The 20,178-nt window shown below is 70.6% G+C and carries 20 protein-coding genes and 1 tRNA gene; 4 read left to right on the top strand and 17 right to left on the bottom strand.

Annotation, left to right across the window (positions count from 1 at the left end; translation table 11 throughout):
* Positions 1-64: 64 nt before the first annotated feature.
* The 3 genes from phoH2 to NCG93_RS01115 all read right to left on the bottom strand — a co-directional run bounded on the left by phoH2 (position 65) and on the right by NCG93_RS01115 (position 3,631).
* Positions 65-1,420, bottom strand: a complete 1,356-nt coding sequence (gene phoH2, locus NCG93_RS01125) for an RNA 5'-3' helicase PhoH2 (RefSeq protein ID WP_194413601.1) — start codon at positions 1,418-1,420, stop codon at positions 65-67.
* 258 nt (positions 1,421-1,678) lie between these two features.
* Positions 1,679-2,809: an aminotransferase class V-fold PLP-dependent enzyme gene (locus NCG93_RS01120; protein ID WP_194413600.1), complete on the bottom strand. Its 1,131-nt coding sequence runs from the start codon at positions 2,807-2,809 to the stop codon at positions 1,679-1,681.
* A gap of 36 nt (positions 2,810-2,845) precedes the next feature.
* Entirely contained in the window at positions 2,846-3,631 is a 786-nt protein-coding gene (locus tag NCG93_RS01115) for an isoprenyl transferase (protein ID WP_194413599.1), read from the bottom strand.
* Positions 3,632-3,741: 110 nt separating this feature from the next.
* Between NCG93_RS01115 and trhA the strand changes: the two genes are divergently transcribed.
* Entirely contained in the window at positions 3,742-4,485 is a 744-nt protein-coding gene (trhA, locus tag NCG93_RS01110; protein ID WP_194413598.1) for a PAQR family membrane homeostasis protein TrhA, read from the top strand.
* 40 nt (positions 4,486-4,525) lie between these two features.
* Here trhA and NCG93_RS01105 read toward each other — a convergent pair whose 3' ends face one another.
* A complete protein-coding gene (locus NCG93_RS01105) occupies positions 4,526-4,840 on the bottom strand; it encodes a hypothetical protein (RefSeq protein WP_194413597.1) in 315 nt (104 codons plus the stop codon).
* Positions 4,841-4,956: 116 nt separating this feature from the next.
* Here NCG93_RS01105 and NCG93_RS01100 point away from each other — a divergent pair, with 116 nt between their 5' ends.
* Positions 4,957-5,364, top strand: coding sequence for a DUF4307 domain-containing protein (locus NCG93_RS01100; protein WP_194413596.1), 408 nt, complete (start codon positions 4,957-4,959; stop codon positions 5,362-5,364).
* A gap of 103 nt (positions 5,365-5,467) precedes the next feature.
* Positions 5,468-5,959, top strand: a complete 492-nt coding sequence (greA, locus tag NCG93_RS01095) for a transcription elongation factor GreA (protein WP_194413595.1) — start codon at positions 5,468-5,470, stop codon at positions 5,957-5,959.
* 30 nt (positions 5,960-5,989) lie between these two features.
* On the opposite strand, the gene ilvA is transcribed toward greA, so the two are convergent.
* Together ilvA and NCG93_RS01085 are read right to left on the bottom strand one after the other, a co-directional pair.
* A complete protein-coding gene (ilvA, locus tag NCG93_RS01090) occupies positions 5,990-7,273 on the bottom strand; it encodes a threonine ammonia-lyase (RefSeq protein ID WP_194413826.1) in 1,284 nt (427 codons plus the stop codon).
* 8 nt (positions 7,274-7,281) lie between these two features.
* A complete protein-coding gene (locus NCG93_RS01085) occupies positions 7,282-8,487 on the bottom strand; it encodes an AI-2E family transporter (protein ID WP_194413594.1) in 1,206 nt (401 codons plus the stop codon).
* A gap of 122 nt (positions 8,488-8,609) precedes the next feature.
* Between NCG93_RS01085 and NCG93_RS01080 the strand changes: the two genes are divergently transcribed.
* Complete coding sequence (locus NCG93_RS01080) at positions 8,610-9,908, top strand: winged helix-turn-helix domain-containing protein (protein WP_194413593.1); 1,299 nt, start codon at positions 8,610-8,612, stop codon at positions 9,906-9,908.
* A gap of 45 nt (positions 9,909-9,953) precedes the next feature.
* On the opposite strand, the gene NCG93_RS01075 is transcribed toward NCG93_RS01080, so the two are convergent.
* From NCG93_RS01075 to eno, 11 genes are all read right to left on the bottom strand, one after another.
* Positions 9,954-11,051, bottom strand: coding sequence for a DNA glycosylase AlkZ-like family protein (locus tag NCG93_RS01075; protein WP_194413592.1), 1,098 nt, complete (start codon positions 11,049-11,051; stop codon positions 9,954-9,956).
* Between the two features lie 43 nt (positions 11,052-11,094).
* On the bottom strand, positions 11,095-11,661 hold the full coding sequence (locus NCG93_RS01070) for a LemA family protein (protein ID WP_194413591.1): 567 nt from the start codon (positions 11,659-11,661) through the stop codon (positions 11,095-11,097).
* Between the two features lie 82 nt (positions 11,662-11,743).
* On the bottom strand, positions 11,744-13,057 hold the full coding sequence (locus NCG93_RS01065) for a D-arabinono-1,4-lactone oxidase (protein WP_194413590.1): 1,314 nt from the start codon (positions 13,055-13,057) through the stop codon (positions 11,744-11,746).
* Complete coding sequence (locus NCG93_RS01060; RefSeq protein ID WP_194413589.1) at positions 13,054-14,283, bottom strand: alanine racemase; 1,230 nt, start codon at positions 14,281-14,283, stop codon at positions 13,054-13,056. The genes NCG93_RS01065 and NCG93_RS01060 overlap by 4 nt, the downstream gene beginning before the upstream one ends.
* A 109-nt stretch (positions 14,284-14,392) precedes the next feature.
* Positions 14,393-14,587: a hypothetical protein gene (locus NCG93_RS01055; protein ID WP_194413588.1), complete on the bottom strand. Its 195-nt coding sequence runs from the start codon at positions 14,585-14,587 to the stop codon at positions 14,393-14,395.
* A gap of 69 nt (positions 14,588-14,656) precedes the next feature.
* Positions 14,657-14,729: transfer RNA gene (locus NCG93_RS01050), tRNA-Leu, on the bottom strand.
* Positions 14,730-14,801: 72 nt separating this feature from the next.
* A complete protein-coding gene (locus tag NCG93_RS01045) occupies positions 14,802-16,238 on the bottom strand; it encodes an NAD(P)/FAD-dependent oxidoreductase (protein WP_194413825.1) in 1,437 nt (478 codons plus the stop codon).
* A 34-nt stretch (positions 16,239-16,272) separates the two neighbouring features.
* Positions 16,273-17,577, bottom strand: coding sequence for a S8 family serine peptidase (locus NCG93_RS01040; protein WP_194413587.1), 1,305 nt, complete (start codon positions 17,575-17,577; stop codon positions 16,273-16,275).
* Positions 17,574-18,092 carry a DUF501 domain-containing protein gene (locus NCG93_RS01035; RefSeq protein ID WP_194413586.1) on the bottom strand — a complete coding sequence of 173 codons (519 nt, stop codon included), beginning with the start codon at positions 18,090-18,092 and terminating at the stop codon, positions 17,574-17,576. Before NCG93_RS01035 ends, NCG93_RS01040 begins: the two co-directional genes overlap by 4 nt.
* 94 nt (positions 18,093-18,186) lie before the next feature.
* On the bottom strand, positions 18,187-18,675 hold the full coding sequence (locus NCG93_RS01030; protein ID WP_252787397.1) for an FtsB family cell division protein: 489 nt from the start codon (positions 18,673-18,675) through the stop codon (positions 18,187-18,189).
* Positions 18,676-18,816: 141 nt separating this feature from the next.
* The gene (gene eno, locus NCG93_RS01025) at positions 18,817-20,097 is read right to left on the bottom strand and encodes a phosphopyruvate hydratase (protein WP_194413584.1); all 1,281 of its coding nucleotides are present in this window, start codon (positions 20,095-20,097) and stop codon (positions 18,817-18,819) included.
* Positions 20,098-20,178: the final 81 nt, after the last annotated feature.

The following is a 20,178-nucleotide window of genomic DNA, read 5'->3' as shown; positions in this document are numbered from 1 at the left end:
GGGATGCCGCATCCCGGCCCGCCGCGCAGGCTACGTGCGACTGCGCTTCAGGCGACCTTCGGGCTCAGGCGAGCTCCCCCGCCTCCAGCAGGTCGGTGACGAGGGCTGCGATCGCGGACCGCTCGGAGCGCACGAGCGTGACGTGCCCGAACAGCGAGTGCCCCTTCAAGGTCTCGATCACGGACGCGACACCGTCGTGCCGCCCGACGCGCAGATTGTCGCGCTGGCCGACGTCGTGCGTGAGCACGACGCGGGATCCCTGGCCGATCCGGCTCAGCACCGTCAGCAGGACGTTGCGCTCGAGCGACTGCGCCTCGTCCACGATCACGAAGGCGTCGTGCAGCGAGCGGCCGCGGATGTGCGTCAGCGGCAGCACCTCGAGGAGGCCCCGCTCGATGACTTCGTCGAGCACGTTGCCCGACACGACGGAGCCGAGCGTGTCGAACACCGCCTGACCCCACGGATTCATCTTCTCCTGCTGGTCACCGGGGAGGTACCCGAGCTCCTGCCCGCCCACAGCGAAGAGCGGGCGGAACACGATGATCTTCCGCTGCTGCTGCCGTTCCAGCACCGCTTCCAGCGCGGCGCACAGAGCGAGCGCCGACTTGCCCGTTCCGGCGCGTCCGCCGAGTGAGACGATGCCCACCTCGGGGTCGAGGAGGAGATCGATGGCGATGCGCTGTTCCGCAGAGCGCCCGTGCAGTCCGAAGACCTCCCGGTCACCGCGCACCAGGCGGAACTCCCCGTCTCCGATGACCCGCCCGAGTGCCGATCCGCGTTCGGAGTGGACGATCAGTCCGGTGTTCACGGGCAACCCGCGGACGTCCTCGCTGACCGCGACCTCGCTCTCGTAGAGATCGCTGATGTCGTCGCCCGACACGTCGATGTCGGAGATGCCGGTCCAACCTGAGTCGACCGCCTGCTCCGCAAGGTACTCCTCGGCGGTGATGCCGAGCGATGCGGCCTTGACGCGCATGGGGAGGTCTTTCGAGACCACCGTGACCTCCTGCCCGTCCTGGGCGAGGTTCATCGCGATGGCAAGGATGCGGCTGTCGTTGTCGCCCAGCCGCATGCCTGAAGGCAGCACCGTCGAGTCGGTGTTGTTGAGCTCGACCCGCAGCGTGCCTCCCTCACCCACCGGGACTGGGAAGTCGAGCCGGCCGTGCTCGACGCGGAGTTCGTCGAGGTGGCGCAGCGCCTGCCGGGCGAAATAGCCGATCTCAGGGTCGTGCCGCTTGCCTTCGAGCTCCGTGATCACCACGACGGGGATCACGACGCTGTGCTCGGCGAAACGGAAGAACGCCCGTGGATCGCTGAGCAGCACCGATGTGTCCAGAACGTAGGTGCGCAGGTCCTGGTCGGATGCTGCGATCTGCTCGAGATCCTGACTGCGCTGCTCGTGTGGTGCTCGTGTGGTCACAACCCACTCCCGCCCCGGGTGGTTCACCCGGCAGTCACGAGTCGACCAGGGTACCGAGTCGTAGATCGTGAAGTCGCGATCCGTGAGGCCGACTCGACCGGGCTCCTTGCCCGATGCGCTCACGCTACGTCCGCCCGCCGACATCGCGCGCGCCCGACACGCGGCAATCGTGTGACGTTTGGATGAACGGATGCTGCGAACCGCCGCCGAGTCGCCGCCGGCCTTCACCGGCGAGCCCGCGTCCTCGCGGCCGGTCGGTCACCAGACGCGCGTCGACGAGAACGCGGCGAGTGCGTCGCCGAACAGCCGCAGCGTGTCGGCGCCGGTGCCGACGTGCGGTGCGACGCGGATGCGGCCGGCCCGCGTGGTGACCGTGAGACCGTGGTTGGCGAGCGACGCCGCCAGCGGCGCGGCGTCCTGCGGCGCGGGCTCGAGCGTGACGATGCCGGCGCGACGCTCGGTCTCGCGCGGCGTGACCACCGGTACGTCGTAGCGGTCGGCGTAGAACATCACGTCGGTCGCGCGTGCCGAGAGCACCGACTCGATCTGCGCGACGCCGACGTCGACGACCTCGCGCAGGGCCGTCGCGAGCCGCGCGGCGGCGAGCGTGTCGACGCCGGAGACCGAGAACGCCTGCGCGGATGCGGAGGGCGCCGGCACGGCGTCGACCGGCAGATCGCCGTCGACCCCGCGGAATCCCGAGAGCACCGGCGCGATGCGCTCGAGCGCGCGGTCGCCGAACCAGGCGAACCCGGTGCCCCGGCCCGCGCGCAGCCACTTGTACCCGTGGCCGCACACGACATCGGCCGCCAGATAGTCGGCCTCCACCATGCCGAAGCCCTGGATGGCGTCGACGATGAGGAGGCGGTCGCCGATGACTTCGCGCAGTGCCGACAGGTCGGTGCGGTAGCCGGTCCGGAAGTCGACGAGGCTGACCGCGACAGCTCTCGTCTCATCGGAGAGCGCGGACCGCACGGCGTCGGGGGTCATGAAGCCGTCGGCCGGCTCCACCCACTGCAGCTGCATTGATCCGAACGCCTCTGACGCCCGGGTCGCCGCGACGGTGAGGCTCGGGAACTCGCCTCGACCCAGCATGAGTCCGCCTGCGAGGCCGTAGATGGCGTGCATGAGCCCGTAGGTGGTGGACGGCTGCAGCACGACGTGCTCGGCATCCGTTCCGATCAGCTCGGCGACGAGTTCCCGAGCCTCACGCAGGTGATCCGCGACCAGGTCGATGCTCGTGGGCCGGCCGGAGCCCAGCAGCTCGGTGTCGCCCTGCGCCTCGCTGCGGACCGCCGGAGAGAGCGGGCCGAACGCGGCCCAATCCAGATACCCCGGTTCCCCATCGAACGACGCCAGATAAGAATCCAGATCGGTCACGCCGATCATTCTGGCAGAGCGGCGGGCGTGGAGGCGACGGACGGCTCAGCCGCCGAAACGGCGCTCCCGCGACGTGAAGTCGCGGATGGCCCGCAGGAAGTCCACCTCACGTAGATCCGGCCCGAGCGCCTCGACGAAATAGAACTCGGAGTGCGCCGACTGCCAGAGCAGGAAGTCGCTCAGCCGCTGCTCTCCGGACGTGCGGATCACGAGGTCGGGGTCCGGCTGTCCGCCGGTGTAGAGGTGCTCGCCGATCTGCTCGGGGGTGAGGCTCGCGGCGAGCTCCTCCAGCGACCCGCCCTGCTCGTCGTGCTGTGCGATGATGCTGCGCACGGCGTCCACGATCTCGCCGCGCCCGCCATAGCCCACCGCGAGGTTCACGTGCATGCCGGTGTTGCCCTTGGTGCGCGCCTCGACGTCGGCGAGCACCCTCGCGAGGTCGCCGGGCAGCGCGTCGGCACGGCCGACGTGCTTCACCCGCCAGTCGCGCTCGTGCGAGAGCTCGTCGGCGAGCTCCGCGATGATCTCGATCAGGTCCGACAGTTCCCGGGAGTCGCGCTTGCGCAGGTTGTCATTGGAGAGGAGATACAGCGACACGACGCGGATGCCGACGTCGTCGCACCAGCGGAGGAACTCCTTCATCTTCGCGGCGCCCGCGCGGTGGCCGTGCGCGGCCGAGTCGTAGCCGAGCTGCTTGGCCCAGCGGCGATTGCCGTCGATCATCATCGCGAGGTGCCGGGGCACCGCGGCAGGATCGAGCCGTCGGCGCAGGCGGTTGATGTAGAGCCGGTAGAGGGGTCCTCTGCCCTCGTTCGTCTCGCCGCGCGCCACACGCCTACGCTACCCCGCGTGCGCCACCCTCCCTAGCGTGCGCCGGGTGCGGCATCCGCACGATCGGCTATGTTCCGCGGCCGGCATGTCGCGCCCTCTACGCTGAGGGGATGAGCCGTCGTCGCAGTGCCCCCCGGGCCCCCGAGGTCCCCGTGCTGCCCCTGATGGACGCCGCGGCCGTCGATGCCGCGAACCCCGAGATCAAGCCCACCTGGCGCGGTTGGATCCACGCGGCCACCTTCCCTGTCGCCATCGTCGCGGGCATCGTGCTGATCGCGGTGGCCCAGGGCGCGCCCGCCAAGTGGGCCTGCGCCGTCTTCATGGCGACGTCGCTGCTGCTGTTCGGCAACTCGGCGCTGTACCACCGCTTCAACTGGAAGCCGAAGACCAAGGCGATCCTCAAGCGGATCGACCACGCCAACATCCTGCTGCTGATCGCCGGCACCTACACGCCGATCGCGACGCTCGCCCTCCCGCCCCAGCAGGGCGCTCTGCTGCTCGTGCTGGTGTGGAGCGGGGCCCTGGTCGGCATCCTGTTCCGCGTCTTCTGGATCAACGCGCCGCGCTGGCTCTACGTCGCGCTGTATCTCGCGCTCGGCTGGGCAGCGGTCATGTACCTCGTCGACCTCTTCGAGGCCAACCCGGCCATGATGATCCTCGTCGCGGTCGGCGGCCTGCTCTACACCGGCGGCGCGATCGTCTACGCGCTCAAGCGGCCCAACCCGTGGCCCGGCCATTTCGGCTTCCACGAGATCTTCCACGTCTGCACGGTGCTCGCCTTCCTGTGCCATTGGACGGCGTGCCTGCTGATCGCGCTCGACCCGCTGTCGCCGTCGCTCGGCCTGCCCGGCTGATGGCGGATGCCGCGGACCGCGGCATCCGCTCGCATCCGCGTCAGCGTCCAGGCACGTCGCCGCGCGTGTCGTCGTCGGCGGGGTCGATGCTCTCGTCGTCGACTTCCGTGGCCTCCATCGCCCGCGCCGCCTGCTCCTCGGCATCCAGCTCCTCCTGGATGTCGGCCCGCACGCGCCCGCGCCGGATGCGCCGCATCATGTCCCACACCAGCAGGATCACGGCGATCGCGATCAGGGCGGTGACCACGAAGCCCACCACGCCGGGGGTCACGATGTCGGGGTCGACCGTGGACGGCGTCGGCGTCGGACTCGGCGTCGTCGCGGCGCTGAGGATCACGGCGATCGCGTGCTGCATGGGGTCCTCGCTCTGCCCGCGAGGCGGGCGGTGTCGTCGGGGGTGCGCGCGAGCGCATAGCCTGGACTTCCAGCCTAATCTTTCCCATCCGGGCCGATGAGACGTCAGGGAGCGGCGTGACCACGCAGGACATGCTCGACGAGCGCTACGGTCGAGGTCGTTCGCCGGCACGTCGCTGGGCGATCGGGGCGGGCGTGCTCGTGGCGGTGGGCGTCATCGCCCTCTTCGGCTGGTTCACCGTGCAGAATGCGCTCGACGCGGTGGACTCCGACACCACCTCGTTCGACGTGGCGGACGAGCACTCGGTGACGCTCGGATTCCAGATCACCTCTCCCCCGGGCTCGGCCGTGGCCTGCGCGATCGAGGCGCAGGACGAGCAGCACGGCGTGGTGGGCTGGCGCGTGGTCGAGCTTCCGGCATCCGAGCTGCACGCCCGCGCGTTCCGCGAGGTCATCCCCACCACCGCGCTTGCGACGACCGGTTTCGTGAACTCCTGCTGGGTTTTGTCCCCGTCGGCGCAGTGACGTAGTCTGGCTGCACATCAGTCGAATCGCGCCCTGGCCGTGAGCCAGGGCGTTCGGTTTATGCCCGTGCCGCGCAGCGCCGGGCCCAACGAAGGAGTCAGCCGTGTCCACCGACGCCCCCGTGACCTTCCTCACCCAGGACGCCTACGACCGCCTGGCCGCCGAGCTCGAGCACCTCTCGACGACCGGCCGCGAGGAGATCGCGAAGCGCATCGAGGCCGCGCGCGAAGAAGGCGACCTCAAGGAGAACGGCGGCTATCACGCCGCCAAGGACGAGCAGGGCAAGCAGGAGGCCCGCATCCGCACCCTCCAGCATCTGCTGAAGACCGCCACGGTGAGCGAGGCTCCGCAGAGCACCGGCGTGGTCGAGCCCGGCACCGTCATCACGGCGATCATCGCCGGCGGCGAAGAAGTGTTCCTCCTCGGCAACCGCGAGATCGCCGTCGGCTCCGAACTCGACGTGTACAGCGAGGCATCTCCGCTGGGCACATCGATCCTCGGCCGCAAGGAGGGCGAGAAGACGTCGTACACCGCCCCGAACGGGCGCGAGATCTCCGTCGAGATCGTCAAGGTCGAGACCTACAACGGTCAGTGACGCCGTCGCTGCGGCGCCCTCGCGGACGCCTCAGTCGGCGACGACGGTCGGCGCGTAGCCCGCGCCCTCCAGCACCGAGATGACGTGTGCGCGGTGCTCCTCGCCGCGCGTCTCGACGCTGAGCTGCAGGATCACTTCGCTGATCTGCAGTCCCTGACCGTGGCGGGTGTGCAGCACCTCGATGACGTTCGCCCCGGCGATGGCCAGCAGCTCCGACACCTGCGCGAGCTGACCAGGACGGTCGGGCAGCGGGATGCGCAGAGTCATGTACCGGCCGGACGCCGACAGCCCGTGTGCGACGACGCGCTGCAGCAGCAGGGGGTCGATGTTGCCGCCCGACAGGACGGTCACGGTCGGCCCCGCCGCGACGATCTTGCCGGCGAGGATCGCTGCGACCCCCACCGCGCCCGCCGGCTCGACGACCTGCTTCGCGCGCTCCAGCAGCACGAGCAGGGCGCGAGCGATGTCGTCCTCGCTGACGGTGACCACCTCGTCCACCAGATCCCGGATGATCTCGAACGGCAGATCGCCTGGCCGAGCCACGGCGATGCCGTCGGCGATGGTGGGCAGGGTCGCGATCTCGAGCGGATGCCCCGCCTCGAGCGATGCCGGATAGGCGGCCGAGTTCGCCGCCTGCACCCCGATCACCCGCACCGTGCGGCCCTCGGCGGCGGCACGGGCCTTCACGGCCGCGGCGACGCCGGCGATGAGTCCTCCGCCGCCGATCCCCAGCACGATCGTGTCGAGGTCGGGCAGCTCGTCCATGAGCTCCAGCCCCAGCGTGCCCTGCCCCGCGATGACGTCGTGGTGGTCGAACGGGTGGATGAAGACGGCGCCGGTCCGCTCGGCGAACTCGGCGGCCAGCCGCAGCGGGGTCTCGACCGTCGCCCCCTCGAGCACGACGTCGGCGCCGTAGCCGCGGGTGGCGAGCAGCTTGGGCACGGGCACGCCGAGCGGCATGAAGATGGTGGCGCGGATGCCGAGGGCCTTGGCAGCGAGGGCCACGCCCTGCGCGTGGTTGCCGGCCGACGCCGCGACGACACCGCGCGCGCGCTCCTCGGCGGTCAGCCTCGACAGGCGGTACGTCGCGCCTCGGATCTTGAACGAGCCGGTGCGCTGCAGGTTCTCGAGCTTGAGATGCACCGGCACGCCGAGGACGTCCGACAGATGCTGGGACTCGTCGAGCGGCGTGCGGGTGATGACGCCCTCGAGGGTGGCCGCGGCATCCGCGAAATCAGCGAGCGTCGGCACCGCAGAGGCGGGCGGCACCGCCTCGTCGGCGGGTGCTGGCCGAGACGGGCCTGCGGAGGACATGGCAGTGGTCACGGGCGGACTCTCCTCTGCCGCGGAACGGTGCTCCAGATGAGATCGCCGGAGGGTTTCCTTCCGGTCTCCCAGGCCCGTTCGGCGAGATAGACGGCGACGACGTTGACGAATGCCGCGAGCGGGACGGCGAAGAGCGCGCCGGGGATGCCGGCGATCATGGCGCCGCCCGCCACGACGAGCACCACTGCGAGCGGGTGCACCTTGACGGCGGATCCCATGAGCAGCGGCTGGAGGACGTGGCCCTCGAGCTGCTGGACTCCCAGGACGACGACGAGCATCCACAGTGCGATCCAGGGGCCGTTGTAGACGAGTGCCAGGAACACCGCCACGGCGCCGGTCACCACGGCACCGACGATCGGGACGAACGCGCCGAGGAAGACGAGGACGGCGACGGGGATGGCCAGCGGCACACCGAGGAGGGCGGCGCCGGCGCCGATGCCGATGGCGTCGATCGTCGCGACGAGCAGCTGGGTGCGTGCGTAGTTGACGACGGTGATCCAGCCCGCGCGGCCGGCGCCGTCGGCCGCGGGACGTGCCTTCTTCGGGAAGAGCCGCAGCGTCCATCGCCAGATGCCCGCCCCGTCGGCGAGCAGGCACAGCAGGATGAAGAACGCGAGCACCGCACCGGTCACGACGTGCCCGATGGTGGAGCCGATTGCGAGCGCCCCCGACCACAGCAGCTCGGCCTGCTCCTGGATGAAGGCCCAGCCTTGATCCAGCAGGTCGTCGATCTGCTCGGAGCTCAGGTGGAGCGGGCCGTCGATGAGGTACTGCCGGAACTGGTCGATGGCGGCGACCGTGCTGGCCTGCACGGAGTCCCACTGCTGCATGATCTGCCACACCACGAGCCAGAGCAGCCCGGTCACGATCGCCAGCGTGCCGACGACGGAGATCACGATGGCGAGCCAGCGGGGAACCCGGCGGCGCAGCATCCACGCGAACGCGGGCCACAGCAGTGCCGTGATCAGGATCGCGATCAGGAGAGGGATCACGAGGAGCTTGAGCTGGATGACCAGCCACACCAGGATGCCGATCGCCGCGGCGACCACGATCACTCGCCACGAGTAGGCGGTGGCGATGCGGAGGCCGCGGGGCACGGCGGCCGACGTCTCGGTCGAGACCACCCGGCTGCGGTCGCGGACCGCATCGAAGAGCGAGCCGCGGGGCTTGTCATCGGAGCCGCTCGTACGCCCAGTGCTCATTCGCCCAGTCTAGGCGCGCCGCATTCCGCACCGGTCATGAAGACCAGCCGTGCCGCGTATGGGGCGGGATGCGGCATCCGGTGCCGGACGAGATGTCGGAGCCGCTGGCTAGGCTGACGCGCGTGAAGTCCTCGCTCAGTGCCGCCGAAGCGCGCCGAATCGCGCTCGCCGCCCAGGGATTCGCCCGCCCCCGGCCGGAGAACGCCGGGACGCGGCAGCTCAACGGCGCGCTGGGACGGATGGCGACGCTGCAGATCGACTCGGTCAACGTCTTCGCCAGATCGCATTACATGCCGCTGTTTTCGAGGGTCGGCGCCTACGACACCGCCGCCCTCGATCGTCTGCTGTTCTCGGGGCGCCCGCCCTACGTGGAGTACTGGGCACACGTCGCCGCCTTCATCCCCGCCGCCGACTGGGCGCTGTTCGACTTCCGCATGCGAGCGATGCGGGCGAAGTACGGAGGAACCGCGCCCGACGGCTGGTACGCCGCCCATCGCGACACCGTCGACTGGGTGCGGGCGGAACTGGCCGAACGAGGGCCGCTGCGCCCTGCGCAGATAGAGCGCGACGCCGAGAAGAGGGCACGCGGGCCGTGGTGGGACTGGGACGTCGTGAAGCAGGCGCTGGAGCGCCTGTGGCTGTTCGGCGAGGTCGCGATCGCCGGGCGTCGCGGCTTCGAGCGTCGCTACGGACTCGCCGAGCACGTCATCCCGCGCGAGGTGCTCGATGCACCGGTGCCGCGGGAGGAGGCCGTCCGGGAGCTGGTGCGGCGCGCGACGCGCGCATACGGGGTCGCCACAGCTGCCGACATCGCGGACTACTGGCGGATCGCCGACCGCAAGGCGGTCACGGCCGCGCTCGACGACCTCGCAGACGCAGGCGAGCTGCACCCCGTCACCGTGGAGGGCTGGACCAGCGCCGGCCGGCCGGCCAAGGCGTGGCTGCACAGCGAGGCTGCCGTACCGCGCCGCATCCGCGCCGCGGCGATCCTCACGCCCTTCGACCCGGTCGTGTGGTTCCGTGATCGTGCCGAGCGTCTCTTCGACTTCGAGTACCGCATCGAGATCTATACCCCCGCCCCACGGCGACGGTTCGGCTACTACTCCCTGCCCGTCCTCATCGACGACGACGTGGTCGGCCGCGTCGATCTCAAGGCCGACCGCGCCACCTCGACCCTGCGGGTGCAGTCCGCCTGGTGGGAGCCGGGCGCTCCGGCGGATGCCGCGCCCCGGCTCGCCGACGAGCTGCGGCTCGCCGCGAGCTGGCAGGGACTCGAGTCCGTGTCGATCTCGTCCTGGGGCGACGCCGTCGACGATCTCGCATTCGCGATGCCGGAGGCATCCCGCCACGAGGCCGGACCTGCCGAGCCCATCGCCCTCGCGGCCGAGGAGCCCGGCTCCGTCGAGGAACTCGCGAGCTGACGAAGGCGCGGGCACGCGAACGCCCAGGCAGGAACTCCCTGGGCATCAGGGTGCGGGCGCGCCGACGACCTCGAGGCCGAGCCAGCGACCGAGCTCCTGGATCTCGGCATCCACCGCCCGGCGGACCTCGTCGCTGAACGGCTCGTCCTCGTGGACGGCGTGCACCCGGAGGACACCCGCCTTGCGGTCGCTCTTCGCGTCGAGCTTTCCGACGAACCGATCACCGTGCAGGATCGGCAGGGCGAAGTAGCCCCACCGCCGCTGTGCGGCCGGCTTGTACATCTCGAGCAGGTACTCGTACCCGAAGATCTCCTCCAGCCGCCGGCGGTCGAACACCAGCCGATCGAAGGGCGACAGCAGCGCAGTGCGCGGCGCGACGTCGTCGAGGCGCGCGAGCGCATCGGCGTCGACGCGCCAGCGGCCTTCCGCGCCGTCGACCACGGCCTCCTCGCCGATCTCGCCGACGTCCACCGGCTCCAGCGGCTGGGCGATGCCTTTCGTCCGCGCGATGCCAAGCGACGTCAGCCGTCGCTCCGCCCGCTCTCGTGCAGCCTCCTCATCGCTGAGGATCGGCACATCGGCCGGATACACGCGGTCCGCGACGTCGAACAGCCGTCCGGCGGCATCCCTCGACGAGATGGCAACGTCGCCGCACAGGACGAGCATCTCCAGCAGCTGCATCGAGTTGCGGTTGTTCGTCCACCCCGACGAGCGCCACGACACCTGGGCCGCGTCGGGGATGTCGGAGGCCCGCAGGGGACCCTCCGCGCGGAGCCGCGCCATCACCTCGCGCCGGAACACCTCGTTCGCCGCCAGCCACTCCCGGGCCTGCGCCGACTGGGGGCGCTGCCGCATCTCGGGAAGCAGCAGCGGCAGGTCGGTCATGGCCCGGTAGAACCCGCCCCACTCGAACACCGCGCGGTCCTCCTCGACGAGGCGCATGAGGTCGGCCGGCTGATAGGGCCAGCCGAGCCGGCTCCACAGAATCAGGTCGGCGCTCGGCGCGACCGCGGCCGTGGGCTCGATGTTCACGATGGTCAGCGCGTCGATCGTCTCGACGATGCCTGCAGGCCGCTCCCCCGTCAGGAGCTGCGCGCGCACCGCGAGGCGACGCGCGTCGTCACGAGTCAGCCGGACTGCCACGCTTCGACGCTACCGCCCGACGCCGACACCCGAGCGGGGCGCGTCAGAACTGCACGCGCGGCGGCTCCGAGATCGCGGCGCCGTCGATCACTTCGAAGAACTCGCGCTCGTGGAAGCCCAGGTTGCGCGCGAACATGTTGTTCGGGAACACCTTGATCTTGGTGTTCAGCTCACGCACCCCGCCGTTGTAGAAGCGGCGGGAGGCCTGGACCTTGTCCTCGGTGTCGACGATCGACTGCTGCAGCTGGAGGAAGTTCTGACTGGCCTGCAGCTGCGGGTATGCCTCGGCGACCGCGAACAGCGACTTCAGCGCCTGCTGCATGCGTCCTTCGGCGGCGCCCGCCTCCGCGGGGCCCGTCGCCGACAGCGTGTCGGCGCGTGCCTGCGTCACGCGCTCGAAGACCGCCTTCTCATGCGTGGCGTATCCCTTGACGGCCTCGATGAGGTTCGGCAGCAGGTCGGCTCGACGCTTGAGCTGGACGGTGATGTCGCTCCACGCCTCGTCGACGCGCACGTTCAGCTGGACCAGCGAGTTGTAGGTCGCCCAGAGATAGATGCCGACGATGACGACGAGCGCCACCACGATAAGGACTGGGATCAGCCATTCCATGTGCGGAGGCTCCGTTCGGTAGTGACCTCATCCTACCGACGCGCGCACGCCCGGCATGAGGGCGATCCGGGACTCTCAGCCGTTACCCACCGAGGACGCGATCGAGGTAGGGATTGCGGAACAGACGCTCCGGGTCGAGGCGGTCGCGCAGCGCCAGGAAGTCGTCGAAGCGCGGATACCGCTCACGGAACGTCGCGGCACCCAATGTGTGCATCTTGCCCCAGTGGGGTCGTCCGCCGAAGCCGAGCATGATCTCCTCGACCGCCTCGAAGTACTCCGTCGGGTCCTCGCGCCAGTACCGGTGCACGGCGATGTAGCCCGCGTCGCGACCGTGAGCCGTCGACATCCAGCGGTCGTCGGCGGCGGCGAAGCGCACCTCGACCGGGAACCCGATCCGCCAGCCGCGATCGTCGATGAGCGCGCGGAGCGCCTCGAACGCGGGACGCACGTTCGCCGCCGGCAGCGCGTACTCCATCTCGCGGAATCGCACGGACCTGCTGGTCGCGAACACGCGGGCCGAGGCATCCGTGAACTCCCGGTCGCCCCACACCTTCGCCGACACCCGGTTGATGGCGGGTACGAGTGCGGGGATCGCCCGTCCGGTCGAGCACGCGATCTGGTGCAGACCGCTCCCGACGAGGGTGTCGTCGATCCACTTGCCCACGGGGGCGAGCGGATGCCGCGGCGCACCGTCGGGCAGACGCGTGTTGGTCTTCGTCATCGCGCGGTCGGTGTGCGGGAACCAGTAGAACTCGAAGTGATCGGCACCGGCCACCCGGTCGTCGAGCGCCGCCAGGACGTCTTCGAGCGGCTCCGGCTGCTCCACGGCGTGCAGCACGTAGGCGGGGACGCACTGGAGAGTGACATCGACGAGGATGCCGAGCGCACCGAGCCCCAGAGCGACCGCGGGGACCAGCTCAGGGTTCTCTTCCTCGTTCACCGTGAGGAGATCGCCGGATGCCGTGACGAGAGTCGCTCCGACCACCTGCGCGGCGATGCCGCCGAAGCGGGCGCCGGTGCCGTGCGTGCCGGTGGAGATCGCACCGGCGATGGACTGCCGGTCGATGTCGCCCAGGTTCTCCATCGCGAGGCCGAAGGGCGCCAGCAACGACGGGACACGATGCAGACGCGTGCCGGCGAGCAGCGTCGCGCGGCCGCGATCCACGTCGACCGAGACGAGGCCGCTGAGCTCGCGGAGCTCCAGGAGTGCGCCGGGCGCGACGGCGATGCCGGTGAAGCTGTGCCCGGCGCCCACCGCTTTGACAGGGATGTGCTGGGCTGCCGCGGCGACCACCGCCCGCTGGACGGCCGCGACCGTGGGCGGGTACTCCACGCGCTGCGGCCGCACCGACTCCGTCCGTCCCCAGTTGCGCCAGACGCCGCCGGGGCGGGTCACAGGAACGCCTTCCCCTCGCCGCGGTAGGTCGGGAGTTCTCCGAGGCGTGCGTCGCCGTCGACCAGGTGGTACGCGGCGACGCGCTCGGCGAGCTCGCCGCTCTTGGAGTGGCGGAACCAGACGCGGTCGCCGATCCTCAGGTCGCGTGCCGCATCGCCCCGCAGGGGCGTCTGCACCTCGCCGGCTCCCTCGCGGGGCGCCATGCGCAGCCCCGCCGGCGCGACAGCGCGCGGCTGACGCGACTCGAGAGCGGGACCGGATGCGATCCATCCGCCGCCCAGCACCGTGGCGACGTCGGGAGCCGGCTTGCGCACGACCTCGAGGGCGAACGCCGCTGCCGGCGCCGGGTCGAAAGCGCGATAGCCGTCGAACAGGTGGCCGGCGAGGAGCCCGCTGCCCGCGGTGACCTCGGTGACGGACTGATCGGATGCCGTCAGCTCGAGCGAACCGGTGCCGCCGCCGTTGACGAACTCGAGGGGGGCGATGTCACGCAGCGCGGACACGATCGCGGCGCGGCGGTCCAGGAGCTCGGCGGCCGAGCGACGCTGCATCCAGCGGATCACCGTGTCGCCCGATCCCGTCGCGTCGCCCTGACCCGCGATCTGGGCTTCGTACATCATCAGGCCGACGAGCCGGAAACCCGGGCGCGCGGCGATGGAGCGCGCCAGCGCGGCGACCTCGGCCACCTCGTAGACCGGCGACCGCAGCACGCCGATGTGGCCCAGCGCGGGGGCGCGCCAGGAGGCGTCTGCGTCGATCGCGACCCGGATCTCGGCGCGGGCGCCGGGCGCGGCGATCGCGTCGACGAGGTCGAGCTGAGCGAGGTCATCGACCATCAGGGTGATGCGCGCCGCGGCGTTCTCGTCGGCCGTCAGCGCTGCGAGGGCGGCACGGTCGACCGTCGGGTAGCCGAGGACGATGTCGTCCATGGTCTCGGCGAGCCACAGCGCCTCGGGGAGGGTGAAGGCGAGGACGCCCGCGTAGCCCGGCAGTGCCAGCACGGCATCGAGCACCTCCCGCACGCGCACCGACTTGCTCGCCACGCGGATGGGGACGCCTCCCGCCCGCACGACCAGATCGAGGGCGTTGTAGCGCAGCGCCTCGGCGTTGATCGCGGCGACGGGGCCGCTGATATCTGCGAGCGCATGGGTCATGGCACCCCAGTAGGACGCGGGGTGGGCCCAGGGCTTCGTCGCCGTGGGTGTGGACAGCAGATCGAGACTCATACGGCTCGCTTCGGGTGCGTGCGCATCGCACCAGCCTAAGGCGCCGCGGGCACCTGCGGTGACCGCGTCGCGTCAGCGTGCGCCGGCGTGCGAAGGCCGACCGACAGGGTCAGTCCTTCGCCCTCGCGGCGCGCTCCTGCTCGACCTCGTCCTCGGCGCCGTATACCGCGATCGGAGGGGCACCGAGCAGCAGCGCGGTGACCTTCCACCACCAGCCGCTCTTCGGCTGCTTCTGCTCCTGCGCGTGGGGAACGTCCGCGCTCCGACCGTCCGTGCGCCGACGCGCCGTGTCGTTCTCGCCCATGTCCGGCCCCTTCACCGCTTTCGCCCAGGCTAACGCGTCTTCTCGGGCACCGCGAGGGTGTGGAGCCGGTGCCCCCGGTGGGATTCGAACCCACACTCGAGCGATTTTAAGTCGCCTGCCTCTGCCGTTGGGCTACGGGGGCCTCATCGCGTCCGCGGGGAACGCGAATGCCGCAGGCTCATCTTCTCAGACGAGCCTGCGGCATCCTGCGGACTTACTTCGCTGCGACCTTCTCGGCGTCGGCGGCCTTCGCGGCGGGCTTGCGCGCGGGAGCCTTCTTCGCCGGTGCAGCCGCGGCGGCCGGCTCGGCCGGCGCCTCGACGGGCTGCGGCGGTCGCGGACGCGCCGCGAACTCTTCGAAGACGTAGCGGGGGTTCTGGACGGTCGACAGGTTCACCATGTCGCGGCCCAGCCAGAAGTTGTTCCACCAGCCCCACAGCACGCGCCACTTGCGCTCCCACGAGGGCATGGCCAGGCCGTGGTAGCCGCGGTGGGCGAGCCAGGCGATCGGTCCCGTGAGGGCGAGCTTGCCGGACTGGAACACGCCGACCCAGAGCCCGAGGCCCGCGACGGCGCCGAGGTTCTTGTGGTAGTACTCCCGCGGCAGCTCGCCGCGCAGCACGCCGACGAGGTTCTTGGCGAGGAGCTTCGCCTGGCGCACGGCGTGCTGGGCGTTCGGGACGCAGTACCCGCCCACTCCGCCGCCGGTGAGATCGGGCACGGCCGACACGTCGCCCGCCGCCCACGCACCCTCGACGATCTCGTCCTCGCTGCCCACCCGCAGGTCGGCGCGGGTGCGGATGCGACCGCGCTCCTCGATGGGGAGGTCGCCACCGCGCACGACGGTGGGGTTCGCCATCACGCCGGCGGTCCAGATGATGAGGTCGCTGGGGATGGTCTCGCCCGTGGAGAGCTCGATGTTGCCGCCGACAGCGCCGGTGACCTGCGTGTCGAGGTGCACCGAGGCGCCCCGCTTGGCCAGGTTCTTCAGCACCCACTCGCTCGTCTTCAGCGACACCTCGGGCATGATACGGCTCATGGCCTCGATGAGGTGGAAGTGCGTGTCGTCGAACGTGATCTGCGGGTAGCTCTTGACCAGCGACGAGGCCAGCGAGCGCAGCTCGGCGAACACCTCGATGCCGGCGAAGCCACCGCCGACCACCACGACGGTCAGCAGCCGGTCGCGGTCGGGCCCCGGGGGAAGAGTGGACGCCTTGTCGAAGTTCGACATCAGCTTGTCGCGGATCGCGACGGCCTCTTCGATCGTCTTCAGGCCGATCGCGTTGTCGGCGATGCCCGGGATCGGGAAGGTGCGCGAGACGGCGCCGGCGGTGACCACGATCTGGTCGTAGGCGAACTCGTACGGCTCCCCCGCGATCGGGGTGATGGTGGCGACCTTGCCCGCGTGGTTGATGCCGGTCACCTTGGCGGCGACCACATGGGTCCGCTTGAGGTGACGACGCAGTGCCACGACGGAGTGGCGCGCCTCGATCGAACCGGCGGCGACCTCGGGGAGGAACGGCTGATAGGTCATGTAGGGAAGCGGGTCGACGATCGTCACGTCCGCTTCACCCTTGCGCAGATGCTTCTCGAGCTTCCAGGCCGTGTAGAAGCCTGCGTATCCGCCACCGACGATGAGGATCTTGGGCACGGTGTTGGTCACGGTTTGGAGTACTCCTCCTGTGTCAGCGGCTCGGCGCGCGGGACGCCAATCGGATGCGTCGGACAGCAGCGGTGACGCCGAGCGCCACCAGTATAGCCGTCGCTGTGGCCAGCAGGAGCGGCAGGGTCCCGTACAGCACGGTGTTCCGGTCGGGCAGCAGCGGCGACGTGACGCGGGTGGCCTGGTCGGCATCGGGCAGCGGCGGAACCTCGACGACCGGGGCCGGCTCCTCGGGCAGCGCCGCCACAGGAGCCCGGCGGTACAGCCGCACCCAGTCCTCGAGACTGCCCATGGGGTTGGCGGTCACACTCGGCACACTCGCCGAGACGGCGGCCGCGGCATCCACCAGTCCATAGCCGTAGAGCACGTCGGGCACATCCTTCGCGCCCGCCGCAGGCCGGGCGGTCTTGATGATCCGGTTGATGACGTTGGCGGCGTCGAGCTCGGGGTGCGCAGCGCGCACGAGCGCCACGATGCCGGCGACGATGGGTGCGGCGCCGCTCGTGCCGTTCCACGAGACCAGCGTCGAGTCGGCTGACACGCCCACGAGCTCCTCGCTGGGCGCCGACACGCCGATGGTGATGCCCTGTGTGGACGCATCGACGCTCGCCTCGCCGGCGCGGTTGACCCCGCCGACGGTGAGCACGCCCGGGATGGTGGCCGGGGCGCCGACGCGGGTCGTCCCGCTGCCCCGGTTGCCGGCCGCGACGACGATCACGACGTCGTGGTCGAAGGCGTAGAGGAAGGCGTCGTCCCAGCTCTCGGGCCAGTCCGGCACGTTCGTGGTGAGCGACATGTTGATGACGTCGGCCCCGTTGTCGACCGACCACCGGATCGCCTCGGCGATCTGGTCGGCGAAGGGCCGCTTGGCCGACGATCCGAACGCGACCGACACCGCGAGCAGCTGCGCCTCGGGGGCGACGCCGATCATGCCGGTGGCCGGACCCGTCCCGCGACCGGCGGCCAGTGACGCCACCCAGCTGCCGTGGTCGGCGTCGACCGCACCGACGGGCGTGCGGCCGTCGGGCGAACCGGCGCCCGACACGTCGGTGCCGGCGGCGACCGCGCCGGCGAACTCGACGGGTCCGCGGCCGATGCCGGTGTCGATGACGGCGATCTTCGCCCCCGCACCGCGCGTGGTCTCCCAGGCCTTCTGGACGCCGTAGTCGGTGAGCCAGTACTCCGCCGCGCGCACCGGGTCTTCCGCGGCGGTCACCGCTTCGGCCCTAGCCGGTGTGGTCGCCGCTTCGGCCGCCGCCGGTGCGGCGACGACCAGCGTCGCGGCGATCGCCGCTGACGTCAGCGCCGCGAGAAGGCGGCGGATCATCCGCCCGATCCCGGCTCGGCGCAGACGCAGCGCGCGGGCGACCACGACGACAGCGCGAGGGCGCGGTCGCCGATCGGATTCACGCCCGGACCGGCGGCGAGCGCGTGTCCGGCGAGCGCGTGCAGGCATTTGACGCGCGTCGGCATGCCGCCGGCCGAGATGCCGGCGATCTCGTCCACCTCGCCGAATGCGGAACGGTCGTGCAGGTACGCCTCGTGGGCGATCCGGTAGGCGGCGGCGACGTCTTCGTCGGCGGCGAGCAGTTCGGAGAGCTCGCGCATCACATGGTCGGCTTCGAGCACCGACATGGCGGCCGTCGCGGCCGGGTGCGTCAGGTAGTAGAAGGTGGGGAACGGCGTGCCGTCCGGGAGGCGAGGCGATGTCGCCACCACGGTCGGATTGCCGCACACGCAGCGCGCGGCGATTCCGACGACTCCGCGGGCCGGACGACCGAGCTGTTCGCGAAGCACGGCGAGGTCGGCGTCGCTGACAGGGGGGTACGGCGGGGTCGTCACAGAGCTGCTCCTTGGTCGGGCCCAGGGTACCGGCGGCACCTGGGACGCCGCTGGGCCGTGGGGCCGGCGAGGTGTCCGCGCCGGCCGCCGGGCCTCACGGCGTCGGGGTGGTCGAGGGGTCGGGGTCGGGCACGCCGATGTTCAGCGGCGCCGCCGTCCGCGCGAGGCCGGCCTCGGTCATCGAGCGCACGAGCTTCGACATCCAGTCCCCTTCGGCGGCCTCGAGCTCGTCACTCACCGGATCCTGTTCCTGCGGTGTCAGCTCGGGAGGTAGATCGTCGTCGACGAGGTAGACGACCTCACCGGGCTTGACGTAGTACAGCCGCTCGCGGGCCTGCGTCGTGATGTACGCCGGGTCCTTCCATCGCTCGCGCTGGGAGTCGAGTTCGGCGACCTCCTCGCGACTGAGCTGCACGGCCGCTTCCAGGGCTGCCACCTGCTGACGCTGGTCGACGTAGGTGCCGATGGTGGGCACGAGCACGAAGGCGGCGAGCACGACGAGGCCCATCATGATCACCATGAAGCCCGAGAGACGGATGCCGCCGAGCCAGCCCCGCACGTCGACAGGGCGGCGTCCGCTCACCGGGCGTCGACGTGGTGGGACAGGATCAGCGGAACGGGTCGAGCGGCCTGAGGTACGGGAAGGGGGAGCCGTCGTCTTGGCCACGGCTCCCCCTTCCTGCATACGCCGTCGTGCGGCGCCACTTCTCACGCGGTCAGCGCATCAGCCCTTGAACCGGGGGAACGCTCCGCGGCCCGCGAACACCGCGGCCTCGCCGAGCTCCTCTTCGATGCGCAGAAGCTGATTGTATTTCGCGACGCGCTCGCTGCGGGCGGGCGCGCCGGTCTTGATCTGACCCGCGTTCACCGCGACGGCCAGGTCGGCGATCGTGGTGTCCTCGGTCTCGCCCGAGCGGTGCGAGAGCATCGACCGGTAGCCGTTCTGGGTGGCCAGCGCGATGGCGTCGAGGGTCTCCGACAGCGTGCCGATCTGGTTGACCTTCACCAGCAGCGCGTTGCCGACGCCGAGGTCGATGCCCTTCTGGAGGCGCGTGGGGTTGGTGACGAACAGGTCGTCGCCGACCAGCTGCACCTGCGAGCCGATCTTCTCGGTGAGCGCCTTCCACGCGTCCCAGTCGTCCTCGGCGAGGGCGTCCTCGATGGTCACGACAGGGTAGTTCGCGACGAGGTCGGCGAAGTAGTCGGTGAGCTTCTCGGCCGACCACGGCTTGCCCTCGACCGTGTACACGCCGTTGTCGAAGAACTCGGTCGCAGCGACGTCGAGACCGACACCGATGTCGCGCCCGGGCGTGAAGCCGGCCTTCTCGATCGCCCGGATGAGGAAGTCGAGGCCCTCGCGGTTGCTGGGGAGGTCGGGGGCGAATCCGCCCTCGTCGCCGAGGCCCGTCGCGAAGCCCGCAGCCTTCAGCTCCCCCTTGAGGACGTGGTAGACCTCGGTGCCCCACCGCAGGGACTCGGAGTAGGTCTCAGCGCCGATCGGAGCGAGGAAGAACTCCTGGAAGTCGATGCCGTTGTCGGCGTGCTCGCCGCCGTTGATGACGTTGAACAGCGGCACGGGGAGGACGTGGGCGTTGGGTCCGCCCAGGTAGCGGAACAGCGGCAGGTCGGCCGAGTCGGCGGCGGCCTTGGCGACGGCGAGCGAGATGCCCAGGATCGCGTTCGCGCCGGTGCGCGACTTGTTCTCGGTGCCGTCCGTGGCGATGAGGATCTCGTCGACGACGCGCTGCTCACTCGCCTCGATCCCCTCGATGGCGGGCCCGAGCTCGTCGATGACAGCGGCGACGGCCTTCAGCACGCCCTTGCCGCTGTATCGGCTCTTGTCGCCGTCACGCAGTTCGTACGCCTCGAAGGCGCCGGTGGATGCGCCGGACGGCACGGCCGCACGCTGGACGATGCCATCGTCCAGCAGGACCTCCACCTCGACGGTCGGGTTTCCACGCGAGTCGAGGATCTCGCGGGCGCCTACAGCCTCGATCTGTGCCACAGGGGTTCTCCTTGCTTAGGGTGATTCGCTGGAGCGTCGTCGGTCCGCCCCTCAGCCTACTGACCCGGTGCCGGCTTGCGA

Origin of the sequence: Microbacterium yannicii, assembly GCF_024055635.1 — a bacterium.
Lineage (GTDB): Bacteria > Actinomycetota > Actinomycetes > Actinomycetales > Microbacteriaceae > Microbacterium > Microbacterium yannicii.
The sequence above is the reverse complement of the archived record's forward strand: the minus strand, read 5'-3'. Positions and strand labels throughout refer to the sequence as shown.